At 64.4% G+C, this 25,229-nt stretch carries 24 protein-coding genes; 9 read left to right on the forward strand and 15 right to left on the reverse strand.

Features of this window, described 5'->3' with window-relative positions; all coding sequences use genetic code 11:
* Positions 1 to 15: 15 nt before the first annotated feature.
* The 4 genes from G6P99_RS40440 to G6P99_RS40455 are packed head-to-tail and all read right to left on the reverse strand — an operon-like array spanning position 16 to position 3,789.
* Complete coding sequence (locus G6P99_RS40440) at positions 16 to 681, reverse strand: methionine ABC transporter permease (RefSeq protein WP_029085628.1); 666 nt, start codon at positions 679 to 681, stop codon at positions 16 to 18.
* Positions 671 to 1,795 (reverse strand): methionine ABC transporter ATP-binding protein, encoded by a 1,125-nt coding sequence (locus G6P99_RS40445; RefSeq protein WP_029085627.1) that lies wholly within the window; start codon positions 1,793 to 1,795, stop codon positions 671 to 673. The genes G6P99_RS40440 and G6P99_RS40445 overlap by 11 nt, the downstream gene beginning before the upstream one ends.
* 48 nt (positions 1,796 to 1,843) lie before the next feature.
* Complete coding sequence (locus G6P99_RS40450) at positions 1,844 to 2,164, reverse strand: 4Fe-4S dicluster domain-containing protein (protein ID WP_029085626.1); 321 nt, start codon at positions 2,162 to 2,164, stop codon at positions 1,844 to 1,846.
* Complete coding sequence (locus tag G6P99_RS40455; protein ID WP_165126133.1) at positions 2,161 to 3,789, reverse strand: FAD-dependent oxidoreductase; 1,629 nt, start codon at positions 3,787 to 3,789, stop codon at positions 2,161 to 2,163. Before G6P99_RS40455 ends, G6P99_RS40450 begins: the two co-directional genes overlap by 4 nt.
* Positions 3,790 to 4,104: 315 nt before the next feature.
* Here G6P99_RS40455 and G6P99_RS40460 point away from each other — a divergent pair, with 315 nt between their 5' ends.
* Positions 4,105 to 5,445, forward strand: coding sequence for an LLM class flavin-dependent oxidoreductase (locus G6P99_RS40460; RefSeq protein ID WP_029085624.1), 1,341 nt, complete (start codon positions 4,105 to 4,107; stop codon positions 5,443 to 5,445).
* Positions 5,446 to 5,450: 5 nt separating this feature from the next.
* On the opposite strand, the gene G6P99_RS40465 is transcribed toward G6P99_RS40460, so the two are convergent.
* Complete coding sequence (locus tag G6P99_RS40465; protein ID WP_029085623.1) at positions 5,451 to 6,542, reverse strand: LLM class flavin-dependent oxidoreductase; 1,092 nt, start codon at positions 6,540 to 6,542, stop codon at positions 5,451 to 5,453.
* A 272-nt stretch (positions 6,543 to 6,814) separates the two neighbouring features.
* Between G6P99_RS40465 and G6P99_RS40470 the strand changes: the two genes are divergently transcribed.
* From G6P99_RS40470 to epsC, 3 genes are read left to right on the forward strand one after another with little or no spacing between them, the layout of a single operon-like run.
* Positions 6,815 to 8,044, forward strand: a complete 1,230-nt coding sequence (locus tag G6P99_RS40470; protein ID WP_029085622.1) for an acyl-CoA dehydrogenase family protein — start codon at positions 6,815 to 6,817, stop codon at positions 8,042 to 8,044.
* Positions 8,045 to 8,085: 41 nt separating this feature from the next.
* A complete protein-coding gene (locus G6P99_RS40475) occupies positions 8,086 to 8,658 on the forward strand; it encodes a flavin reductase family protein (protein WP_051346892.1) in 573 nt (190 codons plus the stop codon).
* Between the two features lie 18 nt (positions 8,659 to 8,676).
* Positions 8,677 to 9,630, forward strand: coding sequence for a serine O-acetyltransferase EpsC (epsC, locus tag G6P99_RS40480; RefSeq protein ID WP_084518895.1), 954 nt, complete (start codon positions 8,677 to 8,679; stop codon positions 9,628 to 9,630).
* Positions 9,631 to 9,745: 115 nt separating this feature from the next.
* Here the strand turns inward: epsC and G6P99_RS40485 are convergent, their stop codons facing one another.
* The 5 genes from G6P99_RS40485 to G6P99_RS40505 form a co-directional block, all read right to left on the reverse strand.
* The gene (locus tag G6P99_RS40485) at positions 9,746 to 10,615 is read right to left on the reverse strand and encodes an ABC transporter permease (RefSeq protein ID WP_198031310.1); all 870 of its coding nucleotides are present in this window, start codon (positions 10,613 to 10,615) and stop codon (positions 9,746 to 9,748) included.
* Entirely contained in the window at positions 10,608 to 11,474 is an 867-nt protein-coding gene (locus tag G6P99_RS40490) for an ABC transporter ATP-binding protein (RefSeq protein WP_029085618.1), read from the reverse strand. Before G6P99_RS40490 ends, G6P99_RS40485 begins: the two co-directional genes overlap by 8 nt.
* Positions 11,471 to 12,526 (reverse strand): ABC transporter substrate-binding protein, encoded by a 1,056-nt coding sequence (locus G6P99_RS40495; protein WP_029085617.1) that lies wholly within the window; start codon positions 12,524 to 12,526, stop codon positions 11,471 to 11,473. The genes G6P99_RS40490 and G6P99_RS40495 overlap by 4 nt, the downstream gene beginning before the upstream one ends.
* Before the next feature lie 27 nt (positions 12,527 to 12,553).
* Complete coding sequence (locus G6P99_RS40500) at positions 12,554 to 13,483, reverse strand: TauD/TfdA dioxygenase family protein (RefSeq protein WP_029085616.1); 930 nt, start codon at positions 13,481 to 13,483, stop codon at positions 12,554 to 12,556.
* A 103-nt stretch (positions 13,484 to 13,586) separates the two neighbouring features.
* Positions 13,587 to 15,023: a flavin-containing monooxygenase gene (locus G6P99_RS40505; RefSeq protein WP_165126136.1), complete on the reverse strand. Its 1,437-nt coding sequence runs from the start codon at positions 15,021 to 15,023 to the stop codon at positions 13,587 to 13,589.
* Here G6P99_RS40505 and G6P99_RS40510 point away from each other — a divergent pair.
* The 5 genes from G6P99_RS40510 to G6P99_RS40530 all read left to right on the forward strand — a co-directional run bounded on the left by G6P99_RS40510 (position 15,015) and on the right by G6P99_RS40530 (position 18,512).
* On the forward strand, positions 15,015 to 15,272 hold the full coding sequence (locus G6P99_RS40510) for a hypothetical protein (protein ID WP_156929186.1): 258 nt from the start codon (positions 15,015 to 15,017) through the stop codon (positions 15,270 to 15,272). The two genes, G6P99_RS40505 and G6P99_RS40510, sit on opposite strands and share 9 nt — an antisense overlap.
* Before the next feature lie 149 nt (positions 15,273 to 15,421).
* Positions 15,422 to 16,036, forward strand: a complete 615-nt coding sequence (locus tag G6P99_RS40515; RefSeq protein ID WP_246709771.1) for a class I SAM-dependent methyltransferase — start codon at positions 15,422 to 15,424, stop codon at positions 16,034 to 16,036.
* Complete coding sequence (locus tag G6P99_RS40520) at positions 16,024 to 16,245, forward strand: hypothetical protein (protein ID WP_246709774.1); 222 nt, start codon at positions 16,024 to 16,026, stop codon at positions 16,243 to 16,245. The genes G6P99_RS40515 and G6P99_RS40520 overlap by 13 nt, the downstream gene beginning before the upstream one ends.
* 27 nt (positions 16,246 to 16,272) lie before the next feature.
* Complete coding sequence (locus tag G6P99_RS40525; RefSeq protein WP_029085613.1) at positions 16,273 to 17,613, forward strand: LLM class flavin-dependent oxidoreductase; 1,341 nt, start codon at positions 16,273 to 16,275, stop codon at positions 17,611 to 17,613.
* 80 nt (positions 17,614 to 17,693) lie between these two features.
* Complete coding sequence (locus G6P99_RS40530) at positions 17,694 to 18,512, forward strand: MetQ/NlpA family ABC transporter substrate-binding protein (RefSeq protein ID WP_029085612.1); 819 nt, start codon at positions 17,694 to 17,696, stop codon at positions 18,510 to 18,512.
* 64 nt (positions 18,513 to 18,576) lie between these two features.
* On the opposite strand, the gene G6P99_RS40535 is transcribed toward G6P99_RS40530, so the two are convergent.
* The 5 genes from G6P99_RS40535 to G6P99_RS40555 form a co-directional block, all read right to left on the reverse strand.
* The gene (locus G6P99_RS40535; protein WP_029085611.1) at positions 18,577 to 20,295 is read right to left on the reverse strand and encodes a PHA/PHB synthase family protein; all 1,719 of its coding nucleotides are present in this window, start codon (positions 20,293 to 20,295) and stop codon (positions 18,577 to 18,579) included.
* A gap of 151 nt (positions 20,296 to 20,446) precedes the next feature.
* Positions 20,447 to 21,820: a sigma-54-dependent transcriptional regulator gene (locus G6P99_RS40540; protein WP_029085610.1), complete on the reverse strand. Its 1,374-nt coding sequence runs from the start codon at positions 21,818 to 21,820 to the stop codon at positions 20,447 to 20,449.
* A complete protein-coding gene (locus G6P99_RS40545; RefSeq protein ID WP_165126139.1) occupies positions 21,810 to 23,708 on the reverse strand; it encodes a sensor histidine kinase in 1,899 nt (632 codons plus the stop codon). The genes G6P99_RS40540 and G6P99_RS40545 overlap by 11 nt, the downstream gene beginning before the upstream one ends.
* A complete protein-coding gene (locus tag G6P99_RS40550; RefSeq protein ID WP_156929185.1) occupies positions 23,701 to 23,850 on the reverse strand; it encodes a hypothetical protein in 150 nt (49 codons plus the stop codon). The genes G6P99_RS40545 and G6P99_RS40550 overlap by 8 nt, the downstream gene beginning before the upstream one ends.
* A 26-nt stretch (positions 23,851 to 23,876) precedes the next feature.
* Positions 23,877 to 25,199 carry an NAD(P)/FAD-dependent oxidoreductase gene (locus G6P99_RS40555; protein WP_029085607.1) on the reverse strand — a complete coding sequence of 441 codons (1,323 nt, stop codon included), beginning with the start codon at positions 25,197 to 25,199 and terminating at the stop codon, positions 23,877 to 23,879.
* Positions 25,200 to 25,229 lie beyond the last annotated feature (30 nt).

Here is a 25,229-nt window from a genome sequence, read left to right on the forward strand (position 1 = left end):
TGACGGATTCCCGTCTCAGCGGTGGCGCAAGCGGCGGTTGACGCGGCGGGCGAGATAGTCGCCGGCGGTCTGCACCGTCTGCACCAGCGCGATCAGGACGACGACCACCGCCAGCATCATTTCCGGCATGAAGCGCTGGTAGCCGTAGCGGATGCCGAGGTCTCCGAGCCCGCCGCCGCCGACCGCTCCCACCATCGCCGAATAGCCGAGCAGGCTGACCACCGCGAGCGTCAGCGCGAGCACCAGGCCGGGCAGCGCCTCGGGGATGAGCACCTTCAGCACGATCTGCAGCGGACTGGCGCCGAACGACGATGCGGTCTCGATCAGTCCGGCATCGACCTCGCGGATCGCGGCCTCGACCAGTCGCGCGATGAACGGCGTTGCCGCGATGGTCAGCGGGACGATCGCTGCGCCCGAGCCGATCGAGGTGCCCGCGATCAGCCGCGTGAACGGGATGATGGCTACCACCAGGATGATGAACGGTGTCGAGCGCGTCGCGTTCACGATGATGCCGAGCACGCTGTTGACCGCCGGCGCCGCGAACAACTCCCCTTTGCGGCTGGTGGCCAGGAAGACGCCGATCGGAAGCCCGAACGCGGTGGCGATCAATGCAGCGATCGACACCATGAACAGGCTCTCGCCGGTGGCCTGAACGATCAGGTTGATGAGTTCACGCGACATAGCCGAGGCGCTCCACCGAAAGGTTGTGCTGGGAGAGATAGGACGCTGCCTTGTCGGCCACGGGCTCGCCGCCGGGAATGCCCAACGTCAGTGAGCCGACATGCTGGCCTCCGATCTCGTCGATCCGGGCCGACAGGAGCGCCACGTCGATCGACAGCTCGCGCGCCAGCCGGGCGACGATGGTGTCGCCGGCATCGGCACCACGAACCTGCACGCGAATGACGGCCCGGCCGCCCGCGACCGGTTGCCGCTGCAAGCGGCTTGCCAGCGACACCGGAACGCTGTCGCCGACCACCTCCGACAGAAAGGCCTGCGTGACCGGATGGCCGGGATGCGTGAAGATATCCGCGACATGGCCGCGTTCGACGATGTGGCCGCCGTCGATCACCACGACTTCCTTGGCGAGCTGACGGACCACCGACATTTCGTGGGTGATCAGGATGATAGTGACGCCAAGCTCCCGGTTGATGTTGGCCAACAGATCGAGGATCGAGCGGGTGGTTTGCGGATCGAGCGCCGAGGTCGCCTCGTCCGACAGCAGCACGTTCGGCCGCGTCGCCAGCGCGCGGGCGATGCCGATGCGCTGCTTCTGGCCGCCCGACAGCTCGGACGGGTAGCGATCGTATTTGTCGGCGATGCCGACGAGCTCGAGCAGCTCCGCGACGCGAACCGCGATATCAGCTCGCGACCAACCCGCGATCTCGAGCGGCAGGGCGATATTGTCGGCGGCGGTGCGCGACGACAGCAGGTTGAAATGCTGGAAGATCATGCCGATCGAGCGCTGCGCCAGCCGCAGCTCGCGGCCCGCAAGCCCGGAGATGTCGCGCCCATCGACAATGACGCGGCCGCTCGATGGCTTCTCCAGCCCGTTGATCAGCCGCACCAGGCTGGATTTGCCGGCGCCGGAACGGCCGATCACGCCGGTGATCGAGCCGCGCGGAATTGCGAAATCGATATCCTGCAGCGCCTGCACGCTCGGCTTGTCGCGGTAGGCCGGATAGGCCTTCGAGACCTGCTCGAACCGGACCATCGCGTCCGCCACGCTCGGCGGATGCGCGGCGGGCAGCAGAGGCTCGACGGGCCGAACCGCCGTCAGGGATTGATGCACGTTCATTCAGTCAGTCCATTCGGTCGCTTTGGTCGCCGCCATCGCGGCCGGGCTTCAATGACCAAAGAGCAGATAGCTGCGGTCGATGCCGCGGCGATCGCTGGTGTCGTCGGTCCAGCCCACCGCCCGGCGGTAGCTGCCCATCCTGTCCGTTTGCCTGAGCGCAACGAGGTCGATCGGTTGCGCCTGATCCGCAAAGGGCGAGACATAGAGCGCATCCTCGGGACAATAGAGCTCGCAGAGGAAACAGGTCTGGCAATCGCTTTGCCGGGCGATTACCGGAATTCCATCGGTCTTGTCAAATACGTTGGTCGGGCAAACGTTGACACAGATGTCACAGGACGTGCAGCGCTCGGCATCGATAATTTCGATCACTCCGCAGCCTCCGCATAGCTGGCCTCGGCATGGGGCCGGGCCGCAGTCCAGATCTCGTCGAGACCGCCGGTCGTCACATAATGCCGCTGCCGATCGTCCTGGTTGGGGAAGTCGTCGCGGCGATGCATGCCGCGGCTTTCCTGACGGGCGAGCGCGCTGCGGTACATCCATCGTGCGGTCGCCAGCATCGCCGCGGCCTCGCGCGCCCGCAATATCTCGGACTTGCCGGCGGCGTCGGCGTCCGACACATCTCGCCACGCCTCGTCGAGACGTCCGAGCGCTCCCTGCAGTCGCGACGCTTCCCGGAAATAGTTCAGCTCATAAGGGAAGACCTCGTCCTGAACCGTCTTCGCCAGCGCGGCCGGCTCGAACGCACGGCGCTGCCGGCTCCGAAAGCCGACGGCTCCGGCGGACGATAATCTGCGCCTGGCGGTCGGCCCAACCTGCCTGGCGTAGTCGGCTGCGCCCTGCCCCGCCCAGGATCCCGACGACATTGCCCAGGCGGCGTTGTGGCTGCCGCCGCCGGTGAAGCCACCGCAGATCAATTCACGCGTCGCCGCGTCGCCCGCCGCATAGAGGCCGGGCACGCTGGTGGCGCAGCTGTCGTCGACGATACGAAGGCCGCCGGTGCCGCGAACCGTGCCCTCCAGCCGCAATGTCACCGGAAAGCGGTCCTTGAACGGATCGATCCCGGTGCGATCGAACGGCAGGAAGAAATTCGGCTGCGATGCGCGCATGTGACGCTGCACGTCGTCATCGGCCTTATCGAGCCGGGCAAAGACCGGCCCCTGGAGCAGTGCGCGCGCGATCGCCGATCGTCCGCCCTTCGACGCCGCGCCGGGCACCACGCTGCCGTCGTCATAGCTGAAGGTGGCCCAGCCATAGAACAGTGTCTTGGTCACCGAGCCGAATGCCGGCGAGATCGCATAGGGGTTGGAGAACTCCATGCTGCTGAATTCGGCGCCGACCTCCGCGGCCATCAGATAGCCGTCGCCGGTCAGCACGTTCGATCCGAGCGTCTTGCTGAGGAAGGCGCAGCCCCCGGTCGCGATCACGACCGCCTTTGCACGCACCGTCCAACGGTCGTGCTTTTGCCGGCGTACGCCGCTGGCGCCGGCGACGGCCCCGTCGTCGTCAACGAGCAGTTCGAGCGCCGGACTGTGATCGAGAATGGTGACGCCGGCCTGCTTGGTGCGCTTGCGCATCAGCCGCATATACTCAGGCCCTTGCAACGAATTGCGCTGCGACGTGCCACGATCGTCCTCCGGATAGGGATAACCCCAGTCGGCCAGCCAGCTGCTCTGCTGATAGGTCCGGTCGAGCACGCGCGCCATCCAGCGGCGGTCCTGCAGATAGCCACCCATCTTCTCGCGGTTGGCCATCGCGGTCTCGCGCAGGGCCGGATCGGGATCGATGTACCAGACACCGGTTCCGGCCGCCGCGGTCGCCCCCGAGGTGCCGCAAAATCCCTTGTCGGCGAGCACCACCCGCGCACCGCGCTCGGCCGCGCTGACCGCAGCCCAGGTCCCCGCGGGCCCGCCGCCGATCACCAGAACGTCGGCCTCAAACGCCACCGAGCCTTCGGGCCCGGACACGCGCTCGGCGCGATGAGTTTGGTTCGACATGATTCACGGCTCCAGGCAGGATCGATCGCGATGATGCGGCGCGTCGCGATATCGTTGCCCGCGCGGACCCACTCTGGCAATTTCAGATATTCGCGGAGAGTTGGACGAAGCTTTCACCCGCATCATCGCACGAAGAAGATTCATGTTGCGGCGTGCCGGATGTTGCGTCATCGGCAGGCAGCACGACATGGACTTGCGCACAGGATCGCTGCGGGGGAACGGATATTTCTTTTTGCCTGCACCCGCCCACGACGCATTCTCGCGCACGCATCAGGCCGATATCTAGCGTCAAGCATCATCGCAGATACGGCAGCCATGTCTCATCGTCAGCTTCATCTCAACGTCAATCTTCTGCATTCCGGCGTCTATGCGTCCGCCTGGCGACTGCCGGACAGCGACCCGCGTGCCTGCTTCGACGTCGGCCATTACGTGCGCGTCGCAGAGATCGCGGAGCGTGGCAAGCTCGACGCGATCTTTCTCGCCGATACGCCTGCCATCACCGACCGCATCGACTACCGCTCGTTCATGTCGCTCGAGCCGACCATCGTGCTGGCGACCGTCGCCGCCGCGACCACCCATATCGGGCTGATCGCGACGGCCTCGACGACCTACAACGAGCCCTACAACATCGCTCGCCGCTTCGCGACGCTGGACCTGGCGAGCGGTGGCCGCGCCGGCTGGAATGCCGTGACCACGGCCGATGCGACGGCCGGCCGCAATTTCGGTCTCCCCAACGTGCTCGAACACAAGGCGCGCTATGATCGTGCCAAGGAGTTCGCCGAGGTCGTGCATGCGCTGTGGGACAGCTGGGAAGACGATGCCTTCGTCGGCGACAAGACGAGCGCGCGGTTCGTCGATACGTCAAAAGTTCACTCGATCGGACATCGCGGCACCCACTACAGCGTGGCCGGACCGCTCAACGTCCCGCGCTCGCCGCAGGGACGTCCCGTCACCGTTCAGGCCGGCGGATCGAGCGACGGCCGCGACCTCGCCGCCGCGCAGGCCGAAGCGGTGTTCACGCTTGCGCAGACGATCGATGACGGCGTCGCCTATGCGCGCGATCTGCGGGCGCGTGCCGTAGCCTGCGGCCGCGCAGGAGGGTCCATCGTGATCCTGCCGGGGCTGGCCACCGTCATCGGCAGCACGGAAGCCGAAGCCAAACGGCGCCAGGACGAGCTTTGGGAGTTGGTCCCGATCGAATACAGCCTTGCGCGGCTTGCCGGCACATTGCAGGTCGATCCTGATAGTCTCGATCTCGACAAGCCCCTGCCCGATCCGTTGCCGCTGCCGGCCAACGCCAACCACACCATGTTCCAGGGAACGGTGAACATCGCGCGACGCGGCAACCTTACCGTCCGTGAGTTGCTGCGCGCCCTCGGCGGCGGCGTCGGCCACAGGATCATCGTCGGTACGCCCGAACAGATCGCCGACGACATCGAGGCCTGGTTCAAGGCGGGTGCGGCCGATGGCTTCAACCTGATGCCGGATGTGCTGCCCACCGGATTGGAGGTCTTCGTCGACACGGTGGTGCCGATCCTGCAGCGCCGCGGCCTGTTCCGCACCGACTATGCCGGCACCACGCTGCGCGAGCACTTCGGATTGCCACGACCGGTCAGCCGGTTTGCGCAAGCGCCGGCGGCCGCGACAAGCGCCTGATCCGGTCACCGCGAGCCGGCCAGAAGGCCCGGCTTGCCATCGGCCGTGACTGGAGCCCGACGCACGCGCGGGATGATCTCCTTCGCAAAGCGCTCCATCTCGGCTTCGAACGGCTGGAACTGCAGCATGAACAGTTCAATGCCGGCGGCATGAAATGCCCGGACACGCGCAGCCACCTCGTCATAGCTTCCGACCAGCCCGGCGGCCGTTCCGCCATTGCTGCCGACCCGCGCCGATTTCTGCATCGTCTGCATCATCACGACCTTGGGATCGGTGTTCTGCCTCTGGATCGCCTTGATCGGCGCATCCTTCCTCGCGAGTTCCAGCAGCCGCTCATAGGTTGCCTCGGCCTCGGCCTGCGTTGGGCGCGCGATCACAAAGGCGGACAGCCCGAAGCGGAGCGGAGCCGTTGCTCTCGGCCGTACCGCGACATCGGCGATCAGGCCCGCGACGTCGTCGAGCGGCTGCCCATTGATGAACCAGACGTCGCCATGCTCGGCGACCAAGGCACGCGCCGGTTCGGATTCGCCGCCGACATAGATCAGCGGTCGTGGCCGGTAGAGGCTCGCGGGCCGCAGAACATAGTCCCTGATATCGAAATGCTCGCCCTTGTAGGCCAGCCGCTCGCCCTGCATCAGGCGCGACATCACGGCGATCCACTCGCGGCCGTAGGCATAGCGGGCATCATGCTCCGCAAAGCCGATGCCTGCCTTGTCGAGCTCGGGCCGGTTCCAGGCATTGACCAGATTGATCGCAAAACGGCCGCGGCTGATGTTCTCGATCCCGAGCGCAAGCTTCGCGAGCACGACCGGATGATAGAGATAGGGCTTGATGGCGGCGATGATCTCGATCCGGCTGGTCAGCGCGGCCAGTGCGGCCGCCGCGCTCCAGGCCTCGGGCTGATCGAGATCCTCCTGATGCGGATTGATCGTGTGCTGCGCAATCAGCGTGGAGTCGTAGCCCAGCGCCTCTGCCGCGAGCACGAGATCGCGGTTGCGCTCCCATGACGCATCATAGGGCTCTTCGGGATCCTGATAGGCCGCGCGCGAACCGTGCACCAGCGCCCAGATGCCGAAGCGATGCGGTCGTGTCGTCATTGGCGATCTCCGAGTTGCGTTTGCCGCTCCGCTTGTGTGGAAATCGCGGCGCGAGATCAAGCAACGGCGCATCAAAAGATTTTCCTTGCTGCTCGGCGCGCGCGGACAAATCAGAAAACTCCGAATCCCGCGACAATTGAAAAACCGCTCTATTTCTGTCCGCGAAAAATCGTGGGACAGTTTGCAACATGTGCACGATGCCGGCACTCGACCTCCGGTCGAACTAGAAACCGAGCAAGATCACCAACCATCGCCATCCCAGGTCGACATCCATGAACAAGCCCGTGCCCGCCACCTCACTGCGACCGTCCGACCGCCTGGATAGCCATCCCCCCGACATCGACGCGCTGCTGAGCCGCATCGCCGAGGGTGCGAGCAAGCGCGAGCGCGAGCGTGTCCTGCCATTCACTGAAATTGATCTCATCCGCAAGGCACGTCTCGGCGCGCTACGGCTTCCGGTCGAGGCCGGCGGCGCGGGGGCGTCGATCCGCGCCCTGTTCGAGATCGTCATCCAGCTCGGCGCGTCCGACGCCAATGTCGCGCATATCCTGCGCAACCATTTCAGCGTGGTCGAGCGGCTGGTGCGCCGGCCGAAGGACGAGCAGCATCGGCAATGGCAAAAGGCCGTCGCCGATGGAGGGATCATCGGGCTCGCGGCCACCGAACTCGATACGCCGAAGGTCGGCAATGTCACGCCGAACACGACGCTGACAGCCGACGGCGACGACTATCTGCTCAACGGCACAAAATACTACAGCACCGGCACGCTCTATTCCGACTATGTTCTGGTACGCACCGCCGACACGACAGGCGCCAATGCGGCCGTGCTCATCCCGGTTGCCCGTGAAGGCATCGAACTGATCGACGATTGGGACGGGCTCGGACAGCGCCTGACCGCGACCGGCACCACGCATTTCCGCAACGTGCGCGTCAAGCGTCAGGAGACGGTGTTCGATGCACCCGATACCGGATACGGCATTCCCTACTCCAACACATTCGCGCAATTGTTCCTGACCGCCATCAACGCCGGCATCGCGCGCGCCGTGTTGCAGGACGCCACCGAGCTGGTGCGATCGCGCAAGCGGACCTTCTACTATGCGCCGAGCGAAATTCCGGCTGATGACCCGTTGCTGCAACAGACCATCGGTCAGATCGCAAGCGGGGCGTTTGCGGCCGAGACCGTCGTGCTCGCGGCGGCGGAGGCGCTCGATGCCGCCACCGACGCGTTCGATGCCGGCGACGCCGGCGCTGTCGATGCCGCCCACAAGGCGGCACTGCTCTCGGCAAAGGCAAAGCTCGTCGCTGACGAGTTTGCGATCCGCAGCGGCAGCCTGCTGTTTGACGTAGGCGGCGCGTCCGCCATCAAGAAGGCGACCAACTTCGACCGTCACTGGCGCAATGCGCGGACCCTGGCGTCGCACAATCCAAACACCTTCAAGGCTCGCTCGATCGGGCAATTTGAGATCAGCGGCACGCTGCTACCTGCCAAGGGCTTCTTCTGATCGGAAACGATCCGGCGAGGCGAAGAGAGGGGAGAGACTCGATGAGCAAGCCGGACCTCCATTTGGTCGATGCCGACCATGAGATCGAGCAGCAGTTTCGGCTCGTGATGCGCCGCCTCGCCGGCGGCGTTTCGATCATCACCGCGGGACAAGGCGACGACATCACCGGGATGACCGTCACCTCGCTGACATCGCTCAGCGCCGCTCCGCCGCGGCTGCTGGTCAGCATCAACCGGCAGGCCTCATGCTTTGCCCCGATCGCACGCCATCGCCTGTTTGGCGTCAATATCCTCGGCTCCGACCAGCAGGCGCTGGCGGAGCGTTTCAGCAACCGCCGCCTGAACGGCCAGCAACGCTTCGAGGGAACGGCCTGGACATATGGCCCTTCCGGCGTCCCGCTGCTGCAACACTCGCTGGCCATGGTCGAATGCCAGGTCGAGGAGATCATCGAGCGGCATTCGCACGGCATCATCGTGGGCCGTCTCTCCAGCATGGAACTATCGCATCGCCCAACCGGCCTCACCTACTGGAATGGGCAATATGTGCAGATCGATCACGAAGCCGATCTCGATCTCCTGGCCGAGGTCAGCATTCCCCTGGCGCATGTCCGTTAGGACAGGGAAAGGCAAAGCATGAAACGCGAAATGCCGCCACCGTCGGCTCCGGCATCGGCCGGCGCGGTCAGCAGAGCACCGGGCCGCTGGCAGCTGGACCGGATCGTGGCCGAGTTGCGGACGTCCCGCGAGGAGACCCATAGCATCCGGCGGGACGGCGAGGCTCATCGTGCCCCCTCTCGCGACGCGCTGGAGGCGATCCTCGACGGCCTTACCGAAGCGCTGTTCCCGCGACACTACGGCCAATCTGACCTCGACGGCGAGAACATCGACTATTTCGTCGGCAACACGCTAAGCACCGCACTCGATTCCCTCAGCGCGCAGATTCATCGCGGCGCATTGTTCGTTGGCGACGAGCTGGAGCCGGGCTTTGTGCACGAAGAGGCGATCGAGCTGACGAGGGCGTTCGCTACGCAGCTGCCGTCGGTCCGCGGACTTCTGATCAACGATCTGCGGGCGGCATTTGTTGGAGACCCGGCGGCGCGGAATTTTCCCGAGATCCTGATTGGCTATCCCGGGATGACCGCCATCATTCACCATCGCCTTGCCCATCTCCTCTACCAGGTCGGCGCACGGCTGGTGGCCCGCCTGATGTCGGAGATCGCACATACCCGGACCGGCATCGACATTCATCCCGGCGCCCAGATCGGCTCGGGCTTCTTCATCGATCACGGCACCGGCGTCGTGATCGGGGAGACTGCGATCATCGGTAACAACGTCCGTGTCTATCAGGCGGTCACGCTCGGGGCGCGGCATTTCCCGACCGACGACGAGGGACATGTAATCAAGGGCGACGCACGCCATCCAATCGTCGAAGACGATGTCGTGATCTACGCCGGCGCGACGATCCTTGGCCGGATCACGATCGGCCGCGGCTCCACCATCGGCGGCAATGTCTGGCTGACCAGGGATGTTCCGCCGAACAGCGTGGTGACCCAGGCCACGGCGCGCAATACGCCGGCGTCTGGCTAGAGCGTTTTCGAGCGAAGTGGACACCGGTTCGCGTGAAGAAAACGCGTCAAAACAAGAATCTAGAGCTTCGGTTCTGATTCAATCAGAACCGAAAATGCTCTAGACGTTCCTTATCTCAGCCTGCCACCGGCGCCTTCCAGCGCATGAAGTGCCGTTCGATCGCCTCGAGGACGGCATTGAACGCCAGGCCGATCACGGTGATTCCGAGAATGCCGAAATACATCTGCGGGATCAGGAAGCTGTACTGGCTGTTGATGATGAGATAGCCGAGACCGGCCTTGGCCCCGACCATTTCGGAAGCCACCAGCACCAGCATGGCCGACGCGCTGGCCAGACGAATGCCGACGAAGATCGTGGGCAGTGCGGCAGGCAGGATCACCTTACGGAACAGTTGCTGCGGGGTCGCTCCCATGGTCCGCGCCGATTTGATCAGCAAGGGGTCAACCTGCTTCACCGCGGCGATCGTGTTGAGCAACAACGGCCAGGCGCAGCTGTAGATCACCATCGTGACCTTCGACAGCTCACCGATCCCGAGCAGCAGGATGAACACCGGCAGCAGCGCCAGCGGCGCGGTGTTGCGGCAGATCTCGATGAACTGGTTCAGGAGATCGCCGAGCCGGGCGTACCAGCCGACGGCAAGGCCCAGCGGCACGATCAAGGCAACCGAGATCAGAAATCCGCTCAAGGCGCGCAGCAGGCTGGCAGAAACATCGTCATAGAGTTCGCCGGTTTGCGCGAGCTGCCAGCCGGCCGCGATCACCTCCGAGAACGGCGGCAGGAACACCGGATCGATCAGCCCAAGCCGCGGCGCGGCCTCCCAGGCGGCGAGCAGGACAATCAGTAACAACGAACGTCGCCCGCGTGCCGCCAGACCGCGGATGCCTGCGCGCAACCGATCTGTGATCGGCGGCAGGCGGCCTTCCACCGCCTGCTCGCGCCGCCCATGCGCCAGTTCCAGCAATGTCAGCATTTCGAGACTAGACATGAGCAACCTCCGCAGCTTCAGGGCCCGCACGGCGTGCGCCGGTACCGTCCGCCAACTGGCCCTGCTGGGCCTTCCGCACTTCCTCGCGAAGCAGGCTCCAGACCTCATGCCTCACGCGACCGAACTCCGGCAGCGACCGCACATCCTCGGATTCGCTGCGCAAGCGCTCGGGGATATCGACCACCTGTTTGATCCGCCCCGGGCGCGACGTCATCACCGCCACCCTTTGGCCGAGCACGACGGCCTCGTCGATGCCATGGGTAATGAAGACGATGGTCTTGCCGGTGGCGCGCCAGATCCGCAGCAATTCACCCTGCAGCGTCTCGCGCGTCTGCGCGTCGAGCGCGGCGAACGGCTCGTCCATCAGCAGCACCTCCGGGTCATAGGCGAGGCTTCGCGCAATTGCGACACGCTGCTTCATGCCGCCGGAAAGCTCGTGCGGATAGCGGTCGGCAAAGCCGGACAAGCCGACCAGATCGAGGAAATGCTGCGCAATCTCGCGCCGCTGCCTGGCCTTGAGGCCTGCGATGTCGAGCCCGAACTCGACGTTCTGCGCCGCAGTTCGCCACGGAAACAGCGCGTATTGCTGGAACACGATGCCGCGATCGCGTGCAGGTCCGGCGATCGGCCGGCCATCGAGCAGGATACGGCCGCTGGTCGGCGCGGTGAGCCCGCCCAGAAGGTCGAGCAATGTGGATTTGCCACAGCCGCTCGGACCCACCAGCGCGAGGAATTCACCCGCACGAACATCCAGCGTGATGTCCTCCAGCGCGGTGAAGCGACCGGACGGCCGGCCGCCGTCGCCTCGCGTCACAAACTCCTTGCGGACCTGCTCGAAGCGGATCTTGACCGTGCTCATCGCGCCTCCGCGGTCTTGCCGGGACGGAAATAGTTGAACTCGTTGGTGTAGGTGTCGGACGCCTTGACCTGCCCCGGCTTGAACAGCCCGTCCTTGACCAGCCAGTCGATCCACACCTGGATCTCACCGTCCGATATCACGCCGCCCTTGGATGCAACCCCGGTGCTCTTCCAGTACTTGATCGAGGATGCATCCTCATTGCGCTTGCGCTCCGCGATGATCTTCTCGAACCGGGCCCGCACTTGTTCCGGCGGCGTCGTCTGCGCCCACTGGATCGCCCGCGAAATCCCTTCCACCAGCTTGCGGGCCGTGTTGGGATTGTCCTTGATGAACTTGTCGCGCAGGACATAGGCGCCGCCGGTGAACTGGCCGAACAGGTCGGTATCGGCGAACAGCGAGCGGATGCCGCCACGCTCCAATGCCTTGTCGCGCAGCACGCCGCTGAGCACGCTGACTTCGACCTGACCTTGCCGCAAGGCCTGCTCGCTGCTGACCGGCGGGATCGCCACCAGCGTCACCTGCTTGGCGTCGCCGGCGCTGAGGCCGTTACGGGCCAGATATTCGCGCAGCACAAATTCCAGATGCGCGCCCAGCGTGTTGACCGCAACCTTCTTGCCGATCAGGTCGCGCGCCGTCTTGATCGGGCTGTCCTCCTTCACGAAGTAGCCCTGATAGGTGTTGGCATCGGAGCCGTAGTAACCGACCACGGCCTTGATCGGCGCCCGCGCCGCGATCAGCTTGAGAATCGCGCCATAGAACGCACCCCCGATGTCAATGTCACCGGTGACGACGGTCTGGATGTCCTGCGGCCCGCTGATCGTATTGCCGACCCATTTGAGCTTCAGCGGCGCGAGATAGCCGAGGTCTTCGGCCAGCTCCGTGAACGTCACCTGGCCGGCCCAACCCTGGTAGCGGATCTCGGTCTTTTCGAGCGGCGGCTCGGCGAAAGCCGAAGCCGCCAGCCCCAGTGCCACGGCACCGGCAAGGATGAGCCGCGCGGCCGCGCGCGCGGCGAAACGCCGGGCGCGAAGAATTCGGATCAATGCATTCATGTTCGCAACTCCCACAATCAAACGAGATCAAGCCGCCTTCGCGGCCTGCTGCTTCGGTGCCTTGATGCGCGTCACACTCCGGCGGCCGTCGATTGACACCGGCACTTCGCCGTCGATCGTGGCACGGCGCACCACGCGGTGCTGATCGCCGTAATCATTGACCGCATAGTGCTGGGTGGCGCGGTTGTCCCAGATCGCGACGTCGCCGGCCTGCCAGCTCCAGCGCACGGTGTTCTCGGGCGCGGTGATGTGCGACTGGAACAGGTCGAACAGCTTCTGGCCGTCGTATTTCGGCAGGCCGACGAAACGCTGCACGAAATTTCCGAGCACCAACGTCCGCTCGCCGGTCTCGGGGTGAACGCGCACCACGGGGTGCTCGGTCTCGTAGACGGTGCCGGTGAACACTTCGTCGAAATGCTTGCGGTCGGCTTCGCTTGCGCGGGCCTTGACGGCATAGTCATAGGCGTTGCTGTGAACCGCCCACAGCTCGTCGGCGAGCCGTTGCAGCGGCACCGGCAGGTCGAGATAGGCGGCCGCCGTACTCGACCACACGGTGTCGCCGCCATAGGGCGGAACCACCACCCCACGCAGCACCGAGATTTTCGGATAGGCGTCGACGAAGGTCACGTCGGTGTGCCATTGGTCGGCGCGGCCGCCGCCGCGGCCCGAATCCAACTCGAGGATCGACGACGTCCCCTTGGTCGCACCGACCGTCGGATGCGGCACGAGCTTGCCGAGCCGCACCGCAAAGCGCTCCTGCTCGGCATCGTCGAGATGCCCCTGGCCGCGGAAGAAGATCACCTTGTGCTCGAGCAGCACCTGGTTGACGGCGCGGATGACCTCGTCGGACAGATCGCCCGACAGCCTGACGTTCCTGATCTCCGCTCCAAGCCTCGCCGCGCGCTTGACGATGTCCGCGCGGGGAATGACGTTGTCAATGGTCGTCGCATTGCTCATGATCGTGCTCTCACCACCGCGATCTCCCAGACAAGGCTCCGCCATGCGCCGGTCGCGGGAGCGACGGCGGAGACAAACAAATTCAGTACAGTGCTGCTATGCCCTACTCGGCCGCCACGTACTCCGGTGGCCGCCACACCGCCGGCGCATAAAGCTCGGCGCCGAAATCGTCGGCGATCGATCCGTTGATGCGCGCTTCGTGCGCCGGCAGATCGTCCAGAAACAGATCACGGCTGATCCGTGCCACAACGGCAGGAATGTCGCGCCTGAAGCTTGGGACATCGCCGACCGGCAAGCCAAAACTGACGAAGGCCGCCGGGTTGAAGACGTGAATATTTTTCAGGAAGGGCGCGCGGCCGGGCTCCCTCTCCAGATATTCATGCCCCGATCCGAAATAGGGATACGCCGCCAGCGTCTCGTCGCGCTCATCGTCACGCGGCGTGAACCGGTCGCGCCACAGCAGGATCTCGTCCGCGAAGTCGCGGAGCTCGGTCTGCGCGCCGAGGTCCACCGAATATCCGGTGCCGCCGATGGCAAAGTCGAACGCAAATTCACCCTGCGGCGTTACTGCGACGGCCCGCCCGCCCTCCTGCCTCACCGCTTGCCACGGTGCGCCCAGGTGAACGTGGAAATTGGGAAACGCGACGGCGCGCGAGATCGCGTCCGGCGGCGGCGTCGAGCCGGCGCGGCGGAAGCAGATCGCCTGTTGCCAGCGGACGGCATCGGGCAACGCTCCGTAATTGTCGTAGGCACCCGGATAGCCCCGGATCCGGATCACCGGGAGCGACGCCAGGGTTTCGCGCCGCGCATAGAGGTGGACGTCGCGCGCGCCGGCTTCGAGCGCGACGGCGGCGGCGTCGAATGCTGACGCGGCGCTTCCGACCACAGCGACCGATCGCCCTCGCAGGGCCCTGAAGTCGATCTTTTCCGAGGTATGCGCATGAAATTGCTTCGGCAGGTTGCGCAGTGCTTCCGGAATATGGGCGCCACCACTGCCGGCAAAGCCGGTCGCGAGCACAAGCTTTCGCGTGGTTTCGACTGTCGTGCGACCGCCCTGCTCCAGATGCAGCCGCAGATGATCTCCCGCGGGTTCGATGCGAACCAGCCGCGTCCCATAACGAACGGCAACGCCTGTGACCCTGCGATACCAGTCGAGATAGGCCGCCCAGTCGAGCCGCAGAATGCGATCGAGCGCATCGTATGCGGCGGCGCCGTAACGCGCCTCGTACCAGGCCTGGAATCCGAGACCAGGCAGGCCGAGCTCGGGGCCCGGCAAGCTCTTGGGCGTGCGCAGCTTGTGCATCCGCGCACTCGTCAGCCAGACGCCTGACGTACTGCCGTCGGCCGCGGCATCGATCACGGAGACCTTGCCGATCCCGGCCCGCCGCAGCGCAAATGCAAATGCCGAGCCGGATTGTCCACCGCCGACGACGACCGCATTGTGATCGATCCCGCCGCGATCAGGCACCCAGTTTTGCGGATCGGGTCCGATCAGGCGCAGGGCTTCGCGGGCAACGCTGTCGGGATCGGATTGCGGCATGTTGATCGGCCTCGCTTTGACGCTGTAAATCGTAAAAGCCAGAGATCGCCAGTCAATGAAACGAAACCAGCTTTGTTTTCGACGGCGCGCAACGATCGCTTCGCGGTCGACGCAGCCGTTGAAATATTTGCGGCGATCGTCGCCTTGCTCGCTCCGGCTGCGCGCAAGAACCGCAAGACAGCCCCGTCTCACGCGCGCGATCAGCGCAAAGCGCCTGCTGATTTCATCATGACGGCTGCACTCGTCTAACATCGCCGATCAACTCACAAGGTTCATGCTTGCTTCCCGCGCAACAATGCAAGTTCATTTCATCGACAGGCTTGCGATCACCGACGTAGAGTCAAAGTCCAGCTCGCACGCCGAAGCGCGCACAGCGCCGCAATCATGGATCATCGGACATGCCGCAAACGAGTGGCGCCATCAGCCTCGAACACGATACTCCGGAGCTGGCTCGCTCCTACGATGAAGCCGGGCTGGTCCAGTTCCGTCACGGCAAGTTCCTGATCGGACCGTTGGCGATCAAATCCGGCGAGCATGTCCTCGACATCGGGACCGGCACCGGCCGCCTCGCCGAATTCGTGGCAGATCTCGTCGGACCGAACGGTCAGGTGATCGGCATCGATCCGCTCGCCGGCCGCATCGAGATCGCGCGGCTTCGCCAGTCGGACAATCTGCAATTCCACACCGGCCGGGCCGAGGACCTCTCGCGCTTCGATGACCGCCAGTTCGATGCGGTCTATCTCAACAGCGTGTTCCATTGGATCGCCGACAAGGGCGGCGCCTTGCGGGAGATCCACCGGGTGCTGAAGCCGGGGGGCCGGCTTGGGCTGAACATGCAGGACCCGTCGCGTCCGCATCAGTCCCGCGCACTGCTGCGCCAGGCCATCGCCGAGGCAGGGCTCGCCGATCATCGCGAGGATTCCAACCCGGTGCTTGGCCTGACCGATGACGAGCTCAGGCCGCTGTTTGTCGCCGGCGGCTTCGCCGATTACCGAGCGAGTTGCGCGCGCTGACCGACGTCCATGCAGATGCAAATTCGCTGCTCCGCTGGTCGGAAGCCAGCGCCTTCGGCAACTTTCTGGAGGCATTCTCACCGACCGAACGTGAACAGGTCCGCAGCGCCTTTGCCCGCCTGGTCGAAACCAAACGAACGCCGGAGGGGCTGATCCTGGAGCGTTATTTGCGTTTCGCGTTTGCGCGCAAGGCGCCGGCTGGCAACTGACACCACCAACATTCCCGAGTTTCAGGCATGAGCGATCGACGGCTCTCTCTCAATCTCTTCATCTATCCGGGCGGCCATCACGAGGCGGCGTGGCGCTACAAGGGCTCCGCCGCGAACCGCATCCTCGACGTCACCTTTTATCAGGAGCTGGCGCAGAAGGCCGAAGCGCACAAATTCGACGCGATCTTCTTTGCCGACGGACCGGCCCTGGCCGACAATGTCCGCTACGCGCAGCGCTTCCGCTTCGAGCCGATCACCTGGCTCGCCGCAATCGCGGTCGCCACCAAGCGGATCGGCCTGATCGCGACCGCGTCAACGACTTATAGCGAGCCTTACAACCTTGCCCGCCTGTTCGCCTCGCTCGATCATCTCAGCGGCGGCCGCGCCGGCTGGAACATCGTGACGACAAGCACGGCGCAGGCGGCGCAGAATTTCGGCCTGCCGGAGCATCCGCCGCATCACGAACGCTATGAGCGGGCGCGGGAATATCTCGACGTCGTCACCCATCTCTGGGACAGCTGGGAAGACGACGCGCTGATCAACGATCCCGTCTCCGGGGTGTTTGCCGATACCGGCAAGATCCACGCGATCGACCATTTCGGGAAGCATTTTCGGGTTCGCGGGCCGCTCAACATCTCGCGGACGCCGCAGGGACGGCCGGTCTACGTCCAGGCGGGCTCGTCGGACGACGGCCGCGCCTTTGCCGCGCGCTTTGCGGAAGCGATCTTCACCGCGCATCAGACGCTGGCGAGCGCCCAGGAATTCTACGCCGACATCAAGCGTCAGGCGCGCGTCTTCGACCGCAGCCCCGATCAGGTCAAGGTCCTGCCGGGCATCAGCCCGTTCATCGCCAGCACGCAGGCCGAGGCAGATCGGCTGCAGGACGAGTTCAATGAACTGATCCAGCCGGAATATTCGCTGACCCAGCTGCGCCAGATGATCGGGCTCGACCTCTCCGGTTTCGATCTCGACGGTCCGTTCCCGCGCCATCTGATCGACACCGACGGTGCGCGCGGCGTGGCCAGCCGTTTCAAGCTCGTGGTCGATATCGTCGATCGCGAGAAGCCGACGATCCGCCAGCTGGTCCAGCGCCTCGCCGGTGCCCGTGGCCATTGGGTGATTGCCGGTCCGCCGGAGAAGATCGCCGACAATATCCAGACCTGGTTCGAGAACGGCGCCGCCGACGGCTTCAACGTCATGCCGCCCTGGCTGCCCGGTGGATTCGACGTGTTTGCCGAGCAGGTCGTTCCGATCCTGCGCAAGCGCGGCCTGTTCCGCGACGACTACGCCGGCACGACCTTGCGCGATCATTACGGTCTGAACCGGCCGCCGAGCGCCTTTTCCGGCTCGATTCAGGCGATCGCCTGATCGCCTCACATTCCCCAGATCGTTCGGCCTTCCGCGGCAAATGCCGCCGCGCGGCTCTCATCAAGGATGTAATAACGACCATGCAGACTGCGCGTTTCTCCTGGCTTTCCGCTTTCCTGCTTCTTGGCGCCGTTGTCGGCGCCACTGTGCGCGCAGAGACGCCTGCCAAGCCCGAATTGAAAGTCGGTTTCGTCCCGGGCCCCTATATCGACGAGTTCAAGGTCGGCGTGGCGCCGGAGCTGCAGAACAAGGGCTATCGCGTCAAATATGTCGAGTTCTCGACCGGACTCGAGGCCAACAACGCGGTGTTCAAGGGCGAGATCGATGCCAACGTGATGCAGCACACGATCTTCCTGAACTCCTATAACGAGCGGCAGAGCACCGATCTCGTCGGAATCGTCCACGTGCCGACGCCCCCGATGGGGCTCTATTCCAAGAAGCACCCGCCGGGCACGCCGATCAGGCCGGGCTCGACGATCGCGGTGCCCAACGACCCCGTCAATCTGCAGCGCGCATTGTGGATCCTGCGCGACCTCGGACTCGTCGAGATCCGCGACTCAAAGCCGGTCGACGTCAGCGAGCTCGACGTCATCAAGAACCCCGGCGGCATCAAGATCGTGCCGCTGGAAGCAGCCCAGGCGCCGCGCGCGCTCGACGACGTCGACTTCGCCGCGATCCAGGGCAATTTCGCGATCTACAGCGGATTGAAGCTGACCAATGCGTTCGCGCTGGAAAAGATGACGACGCCCTACGTCAATGTGGTTGCCGTCAAGAAGGCCAATGCCGATGCCGCGTGGGCACAGGACATCGTTGCCGGCTATAAATCGCAGACCTTCAAGACCGCTATCCTTTCCGACCGCTTCTATGACGGGTTTGCCTTGCCGGACTATCTGAAGTGATGGCCGAACCGCCCGGAGCGCCGCAAATCATCCAACGCGTCGCTCGGACGGCCCGCCATAGCTGTCAGTTCGCTTTCGCCTTCACGTATCGGCCCGGCGCGGATTCCCCTGGAGGATAGAGATTGCTGCCGAGTTGCGGGCGGGCGGGCACCTGGTCTTCAGCCCACGGCTTGAGCCAGGCGATCCAGTCGTTCCACCAACTGCCCGGCTTTTCGGCCGCGCCCGCCAGCCAAGCCGCCGGGTCGTCGCATCGCTCGTCCGACAGCCAATAGCTTCGCTTGTTCTTCGAGGCGGGGTTGATCACGCCGGCAATATGCCCGCTCGCGCCCAGCACAAAGCGGGTGTTGCCGCTGAACAGGCCCGTGGTGCGATAGGCCGATCGCCATGGCACGATGTGATCCTCAACGGTCGCCAGGACATAGGCAGGCAGGTCGACCCGCCCGAGATCGATTGGCGTATCGCACATCGTCAGGCGGTTCGGCTCCCGAAGGTTGTTCTCCAGGTACATGTTGCGGATGTACCAGCAATACATCGGCCCCGGCAGGTTGGTCACGTCGGCGTTCCAGAACAGAAGATCGAAACGCTCAGGCGATTTTCCCTTCAGATAGTTGTTGATCACGTTCGGCCAGATCAGCTCCTTCGACCGCAGGGTCTGGAACACAAACCCGAGCTCTGAGCCGCGGTAGATGCCGCCGTTGCCGATGGTCTGCTCCCGCTGTCGCGTACTCTCCTCGTCCACGAACACGCCGAGGTCCCCCGGCTCGCGGAAGTCGAGCATCGTCGTCAGCAACGTTACGCAGGCGACAGACTCATCACCCCGCGTCCGCAGGATCGCCAGCGCGGATGACACGATGGTTCCCCCGACGCACCAGCCGACGACGTTGACCTTGTCGGCACCGGAGATCGAGCGAGTGACCTCGATCGCGCGCATGGCGCCCTGTTCGACATAATCGTCCCAGGCAAAGTGCCCGCATGAGGCATCCGGATTGCGCCAGGAGACCATGAAAACGGTCAGGCCATGCTCGACCGCAAAGCGGACGAAGGAATTGGCCGGCTGCAGGTCGAGAATGTAGAACTTGTTGATGCAGGGCGGCACGATTAGCAGCGGCCGTGCCGTCACCTGCTCGGTCGCCGGTTCATATTGAATAAGCTGAAACAGCTCGTTCTCGAAGACGACCGCGCCCCTTGACGTGGCGACGTCCTTTCCGACCTCGAAAGCCTCCTCGTCGGTAATCGTCAGGCTGCCTCTGCCCAGATCGGTCATCAGGTTCTCGAGGCCGGCCTTGAGGCTCTGACCTTCGCTATCCGTCGCAAGCTTGATGACGTCAGGATTGGTGGCGATGAAATTGGTCGGGCTCATCGCCTCGACAAGCTGGCGCGTGAAGAAGCGCAGGCGATGCTTCTCCTTCTCATCGAGCTCGAGCGCTTCAACGAAGTCGACGCAATAGCGCGCGTTCAGCAAATAGCATTGCTTCAAAACGCTATAGGCCGCGTTGTCCCGCCATTCCTCGGCGTTGAACCTCCGATCGCCCCGCGCAGGCTCGATGCCCCCTTCGCTCGGCACCCCGGATGCCGATCTGATGATGTGCTCGGTGAGCTGGTACAGGCGCTTGAGGTGATCCGCCTGCAATTCGGCGAAGCGTTCCGACGAATTCAGGGTTGAGCCGAGGTTCGCCCCCTCGCGATCGACGTTCGTCGCCCACCCGAGCGACCGCCACAGGCTTTCCCCCGCTTTCATGAAACCCTCGACAAATTCGTCGGGCATGTTGAATGGCCGATTCATGACGTCCCTCGCTAGGCAAGATTGACTGGTTCGCTTCCGATTTCGGGCAGCTTCTAGCTGGCGCCCTTTGCCCTCGGATGCACCGAGAGCCTATTATGTTTCCGGGCGCTTGCGCGTGACCGATTTCAGCCGGTCCCGCCGCGCCGCAGTCTCAGGACCCGGAGCGGACAGCGCCCTCCCTGATCCCGTCGACGCTGACGGAGAGGCGCTTGATCTTGTCGTACAGTGTCTGCTTCGGGATGCTCAGAAGCGCGGCGGTCGCCTGGACGTCGCCTTGCTTGCGGCGCAGCGCGTCCTCGATCATCGATCGCTCGATGTTCTCCAGTTGCCGCGGCAATGACATATCCGACGTCCCGAAGCCCGCCTTATTGATCGTCTTGCGGTCGAGCACACCAAGCACGAAACGATCGGCGACGTTGCGAAGCTCCCGCACATTGCCCGGCCATGAATAGGCCAGCAAATGCGACATGGTCTGCTCGTCCAGGATCGGCGCATCGCGCTCGAACCGCCGCGCCGCGTCTAGGGTGAAATGCTCGAACAGCAGCGGGATATCCTCGCGCCGCTCGCGTAGCGGCGGCAGCTCGATGAATGCGACGCCGAGGCGATAGTAGAGATCGGCACGAAACAGCCGCTTTTCGCTCAGTTCGAACAAATTCGCCTTGCTCGCGGCCACGACCCGGCAATCCACAGAGATCGGCTTGTTGGTTCCGACGCGCTCGATGGATCTGTCCTGCAGCGACCTTAGCAACTTGACCTGGACACTCAGCGGCATGCTCTCGATTTCGTCGAGGAACAGCGTCCCGCCATTGGCATATTCGATCTTTCCGATCCGTTGCCGGGTGGCACCGGTGAACGCGCCCACCTCGTGGCCGAACAGCTCGCTCTCGACCAGCGATTCCGGAAGGCCACCGCAATTCACCGCGACATAGTTGCCGCCGCGGCGGCCGCTGTGATTGTGCAGGCAGCGCGCGACCACGTCCTTGCCGGTTCCGGTTTCACCATAGATCGTGACGTCGACATTGGTCGTAGCCAGGGTGGAGACGAGCCGGCGCACTTCCTGGATCTGCGGCGATCGGCCCTGCAGGCTCGCCTCGATTCCCTGGCGATCCGCCAGGGCCGATCGCAGCGAACGAACCTCCAGGGTCAGCCGCCGCTTTTCCGCCGCCCGGCGCACCACCGAGATCAGCAGCTCCGAGGAGCACGGCTTCTCGATGAAGTCGTAGGCGCCGGTCCGCATCGCCTGCACGGCCATTGAGATATCGCCGTGACCGGTGATCAGGATCACCGGCAGATCCTGGTCCAGTCGGCGCAGATCGGACAGCCATTCCAGGCCGCTCCGCCCGCGCAGGCGTACATCGCAGACCACGACGAAGGGCATGTCGGCACGAACGGATCCGTTGGCGGTCTCGACCGAGGCAAATCCGGAAACGGAAAATCCTGCGAGCTCGAGCGCCTGGACGCCACCGATCCGTACGTCGTCGTCGTCCTCGACATAGATCACGCCGATCGATTGGTCATCGCCCATGCGAAGCCGCCTCTGCTATCTCAGCCAATGGAAGGATCACGACAAACTCGGCACCATCAGGCATCAGGTTTCGCGCACGCAGTTCGCCGCCGAAAGAGCGCGCGATGTGGTTGGAGAGCATCAGGCCGAGGCCCAGTCCCTTGCCGGCGGGCTTGGTCGTCACGAATGGTTCGAACATGCGCTGCAGGACGTCGGACGCGATCGCGGGCCCGCTGTTGCTGATCGCGATGCGGCAGCGCGCGGTCTGCGCCTCCTCCCTGCTCGCCCGGATCAGGATCGACTTCTGTTCGACGTTCTCCACCGCATCCAGCGCATTGGCCACGATGTTGCACAACAGCTGCTCCAATCGCGTTTGATCGGCGACGACGGCCAGCTTCGCGTCGATATCGGTCGCGACGGCGACCCCGCCGTCCTTGACTCGCCCGGCGAGTATCTTGAGCGCCTCGGCGACGGCCTGTTCGACGGAGACCGCACCAAGCGGGCTGCTCGACTTGTATGCGAAAACCCGCAATTGGCTGGTCAGACGTCCGAGCCGGCGTACCAGTTCGCCAATTCGGGTGAGATTTCCGCGAGCATCGCCGATCGAACCACGGTCGACCAGCAGGACCGCATTGTCGGCAGCAGTCTGCAGCGCAGCCAGCGGCTGGTTCAGTTCGTGCACGATGCCGGCCGACATCTGGCCGAGCGCGGCCAGCTTGCCGGCGTGAACGAGTTCATCTTGCGCTGCCCGCAATTCGGCGGTGCGCTCCTGCACCCTCGTTTCGAGCATGTCGTTGGCCGTCTGCAACGCGGCCTGGCTGGCCAACCGGTGCTTGATCTCTCTCCGGCGTTGCTCGACAAGGCCGAGCGCCAGCAGCGCAACGACCGCGACGAGACCCGATATGCCCCCGATGATGAGTGCGATCTGCCGTGTGGGCGCCTCGTCATCGAGAAGGACCAGGTTCCACAAGCCGCGGTTGATCGGAAGCTCGCTGACCGTGTAGGCGGTTCCGTTCTGCGTGGTGATCTGTGCGGCATCGTTCTCGGACTGGGCGGCGAAGGTCCATCCGAGCGGCGCCAGGTCGTGGTTTCCGTAGGGTTTGGACCGTGCAATGTCATCGCGGGTCTGAACCGACAGCGGTGCCATCGGGCGGTAGCGCCACTCGTCGCGCGAGGCAAGGATCGTCACTTTGCGCTCGTCGACCAGAAGGATGTCGTTTTCGGTGTTGCGCCACGCACGCTCGAACGAGTCCAGATTGACCTTGACGGTGGCGACCCCTTTCGTCGTGCCGCCCTGCTTCAGCGCATAGGACAGATAGTAGCCGGCGCGCGCCGTGGTGATACCGATACCGAAGAATGCCCCGCGGCCGCTCGCGAGTGCTTCGCTCACATAAGGGCGATACGACAGGTTTTCGCCGAAGGGTGTCCCGGGCTGGTCGAAATCGGCCGCGGCCAGCGTCGCACCGGAGACGCCCAGGACATAGAGGTTGTCGGCTCCTGCAAGCAGGTTGATCGACTTCAGATAAAGGCTGACGGTCTGTTGCAGTGCGGGATCGTTGGGGGCCTCGAGCAGCCGGAATACACTGGGTGACGTCTCCAGCAGGGACGGCAGGTATTCGAATCTCGAAAGATAACCGTCGAGCCTGGCGGCCTCGACCGCCAACCGCTGTTGCGCCGCGGCGTGCAAATGGTCGAGCCCGCGGCGAAACGTGATCGCATATCCGAGCCACGATGCCGCGGCGACCAGCGCAAGAGCAAGCGCGCCGCGAACCAGCCACCGCGTGGAAATGGGGATCACCAAACCGACTTTGGGAGGCCCCTTGATGTTCACCAGGGATGGAAGCTCCGTCATCTTGTGAACCAGCACAAAGCGGGGAGCGCCGGCCACTGCGGACGACCACTCACGCATGGGCCAACTCTATGGTCTTGCCCCGGAATACGCGACAGGAAAATCCGGTGTTGACCGGCAAGGTCACGCACATCCCGATCAGGATGACCTTGAGCGTGGCAGGACCGCCGGCGGTCTGCAAAACGGTGAGCTGGTCGATCACGACATCGATCTCCTCCGCGACCCCAATCAATGCAGCTTGACGTGCGGCTCGGTCCGCCGGGTGATCAGGCGGGCCAGCGTGTCGAGCGCGACCTTCGCCGGACCGTGCAGGGCGTATTCGTGCATCTTGTACAGCGACAGGTACATCATCCGGGCGAACATCCCCTCGAAGACAAGGCTGCCACCCACCAGCGCGCCCATCATCGAGCCGACCGTGCTGAATTCGCCGAGCGACACCAGCGACCCGAAGTCCCGGTAACGATAATCCTTGAGCGCCTCGCCCTGCAGAAGCCGCGGGATCTGGGAATAGAGGTGCGAGGCCTGCTGATGCGCCGCCTGAGCGCGCGGTGGCACATTGCCCCGTTCGCCCCATGAGCAGGCCGAACAGTCGCCGATCGCGAAGATGTTGTCGTCGCGCGTGCTCTGCAGGGTCGGCCGCACCACCAGCTGATTGATGCGGTTGGTTTCGAGGCCGGCAATATCCTTCAGGAAATCCGGCGCCTTGACTCCGGCAGCCCACACGATCAGCTCGGCAGGAATCGTCCGCCCGTCGGTCAGGCTGACATGGTCGCAACCGACCTCGGAGACCTTGGCGCCGACCAAGAGATCGACGCCAAGCCTGACGAGCAGTTTCTCCGTCTCTTGCGAAACCCGTTCCGGCAGCGCGGGAAGCACCCGGTCCGCGGCTTCAATCAGCGTGATCCTGATGTCCTTGTGCGGATCGACCTGATCGAGGCCATAGGCCACCACCTCCCGCGTCGTCCGGTGCAGCTCCGCCGCAAGCTCGACTCCGGTCGCGCCTGCGCCGATGATTGCGACCTTCAACTGGTGCTCCCCGAGAGGCGACGATTGGGCGTGGGCGCGGATGCACGCATTGACCATGCGTTCGTGGAAGCGCTTCGCATCGACCTGCGATTCGAGCTTGATCGCGTGATCCACGACACCAGGCGTGCCAAAGTCATTGTTCTGGCTGCCGACGGCGATGACGAGGACGTCATAGTCGAAGCTCCGCTTCGGCGTCACCTCGCGACCTTCGGCATCGAGATACGGCGCCACCTGCACCTGGCGCCGCTCCCGGTCGATCCCGATCATCTCGCCGATCCGGTAGCGAAAGCCGTGCCAGTAGGATTGCGCGAGATAGTCGACCTCATGGGCGGCGATATCCATGCTGCCGGCCGCGATCTCGTGCAGCTTCGGCTTCCAGACATGGGTGCGGTTGCGCTCGATCAGCGTAACGTCGAGCTTTCCCTTGCGGCCGTATTTGTCGCCGAGCCGGGTCGCGAGTTCCAGTCCGCCCGCGCCGCCGCCGACGATCACGACCCGCCGCTTTCCCGATTGCACCTCACTCATGATGGCCTCGACCGATCGCGTTCACAGTCC

The organism is Bradyrhizobium sp. 6(2017) (assembly GCF_011058295.2).
Classification (GTDB): domain Bacteria; phylum Pseudomonadota; class Alphaproteobacteria; order Rhizobiales; family Xanthobacteraceae; genus Bradyrhizobium; species Bradyrhizobium septentrionale.

Coding starts and splice junctions, on each gene's coding strand:
- G6P99_RS40440 (WP_029085628.1), bottom strand. CDS start 681: ATGTCGCGTGAACTCATCAACCTGATCGTTCAGGCCACCGGCGAGAGC.
- G6P99_RS40530 (WP_029085612.1), top strand. CDS start 17,694: ATGCAGACTGCGCGTTTCTCCTGGCTTTCCGCTTTCCTGCTTCTTGGC.
- G6P99_RS40535 (WP_029085611.1), bottom strand. CDS start 20,295: ATGAATCGGCCATTCAACATGCCCGACGAATTTGTCGAGGGTTTCATG.
- G6P99_RS40515 (WP_246709771.1), top strand. CDS start 15,422: ATGCCGCAAACGAGTGGCGCCATCAGCCTCGAACACGATACTCCGGAG.
- G6P99_RS40545 (WP_165126139.1), bottom strand. CDS start 23,708: ATGCGTGAGTGGTCGTCCGCAGTGGCCGGCGCTCCCCGCTTTGTGCTG.
- epsC (WP_084518895.1), top strand. CDS start 8,677: ATGAAACGCGAAATGCCGCCACCGTCGGCTCCGGCATCGGCCGGCGCG.
- G6P99_RS40485 (WP_198031310.1), bottom strand. CDS start 10,615: ATGTCTAGTCTCGAAATGCTGACATTGCTGGAACTGGCGCATGGGCGG.
- G6P99_RS40505 (WP_165126136.1), bottom strand. CDS start 15,023: ATGCCGCAATCCGATCCCGACAGCGTTGCCCGCGAAGCCCTGCGCCTG.
- G6P99_RS40465 (WP_029085623.1), bottom strand. CDS start 6,542: ATGACGACACGACCGCATCGCTTCGGCATCTGGGCGCTGGTGCACGGT.
- G6P99_RS40540 (WP_029085610.1), bottom strand. CDS start 21,820: ATGGGCGATGACCAATCGATCGGCGTGATCTATGTCGAGGACGACGAC.
- G6P99_RS40460 (WP_029085624.1), top strand. CDS start 4,105: ATGTCTCATCGTCAGCTTCATCTCAACGTCAATCTTCTGCATTCCGGC.
- G6P99_RS40500 (WP_029085616.1), bottom strand. CDS start 13,483: ATGAGCAATGCGACGACCATTGACAACGTCATTCCCCGCGCGGACATC.
- G6P99_RS40495 (WP_029085617.1), bottom strand. CDS start 12,526: ATGAATGCATTGATCCGAATTCTTCGCGCCCGGCGTTTCGCCGCGCGC.
- G6P99_RS40470 (WP_029085622.1), top strand. CDS start 6,815: ATGAACAAGCCCGTGCCCGCCACCTCACTGCGACCGTCCGACCGCCTG.
- G6P99_RS40490 (WP_029085618.1), bottom strand. CDS start 11,474: ATGAGCACGGTCAAGATCCGCTTCGAGCAGGTCCGCAAGGAGTTTGTG.
- G6P99_RS40455 (WP_165126133.1), bottom strand. CDS start 3,789: ATGTCGAACCAAACTCATCGCGCCGAGCGCGTGTCCGGGCCCGAAGGC.
- G6P99_RS40475 (WP_051346892.1), top strand. CDS start 8,086: ATGAGCAAGCCGGACCTCCATTTGGTCGATGCCGACCATGAGATCGAG.
- G6P99_RS40445 (WP_029085627.1), bottom strand. CDS start 1,795: ATGAACGTGCATCAATCCCTGACGGCGGTTCGGCCCGTCGAGCCTCTG.
- G6P99_RS40525 (WP_029085613.1), top strand. CDS start 16,273: ATGAGCGATCGACGGCTCTCTCTCAATCTCTTCATCTATCCGGGCGGC.
- G6P99_RS40555 (WP_029085607.1), bottom strand. CDS start 25,199: ATGAGTGAGGTGCAATCGGGAAAGCGGCGGGTCGTGATCGTCGGCGGC.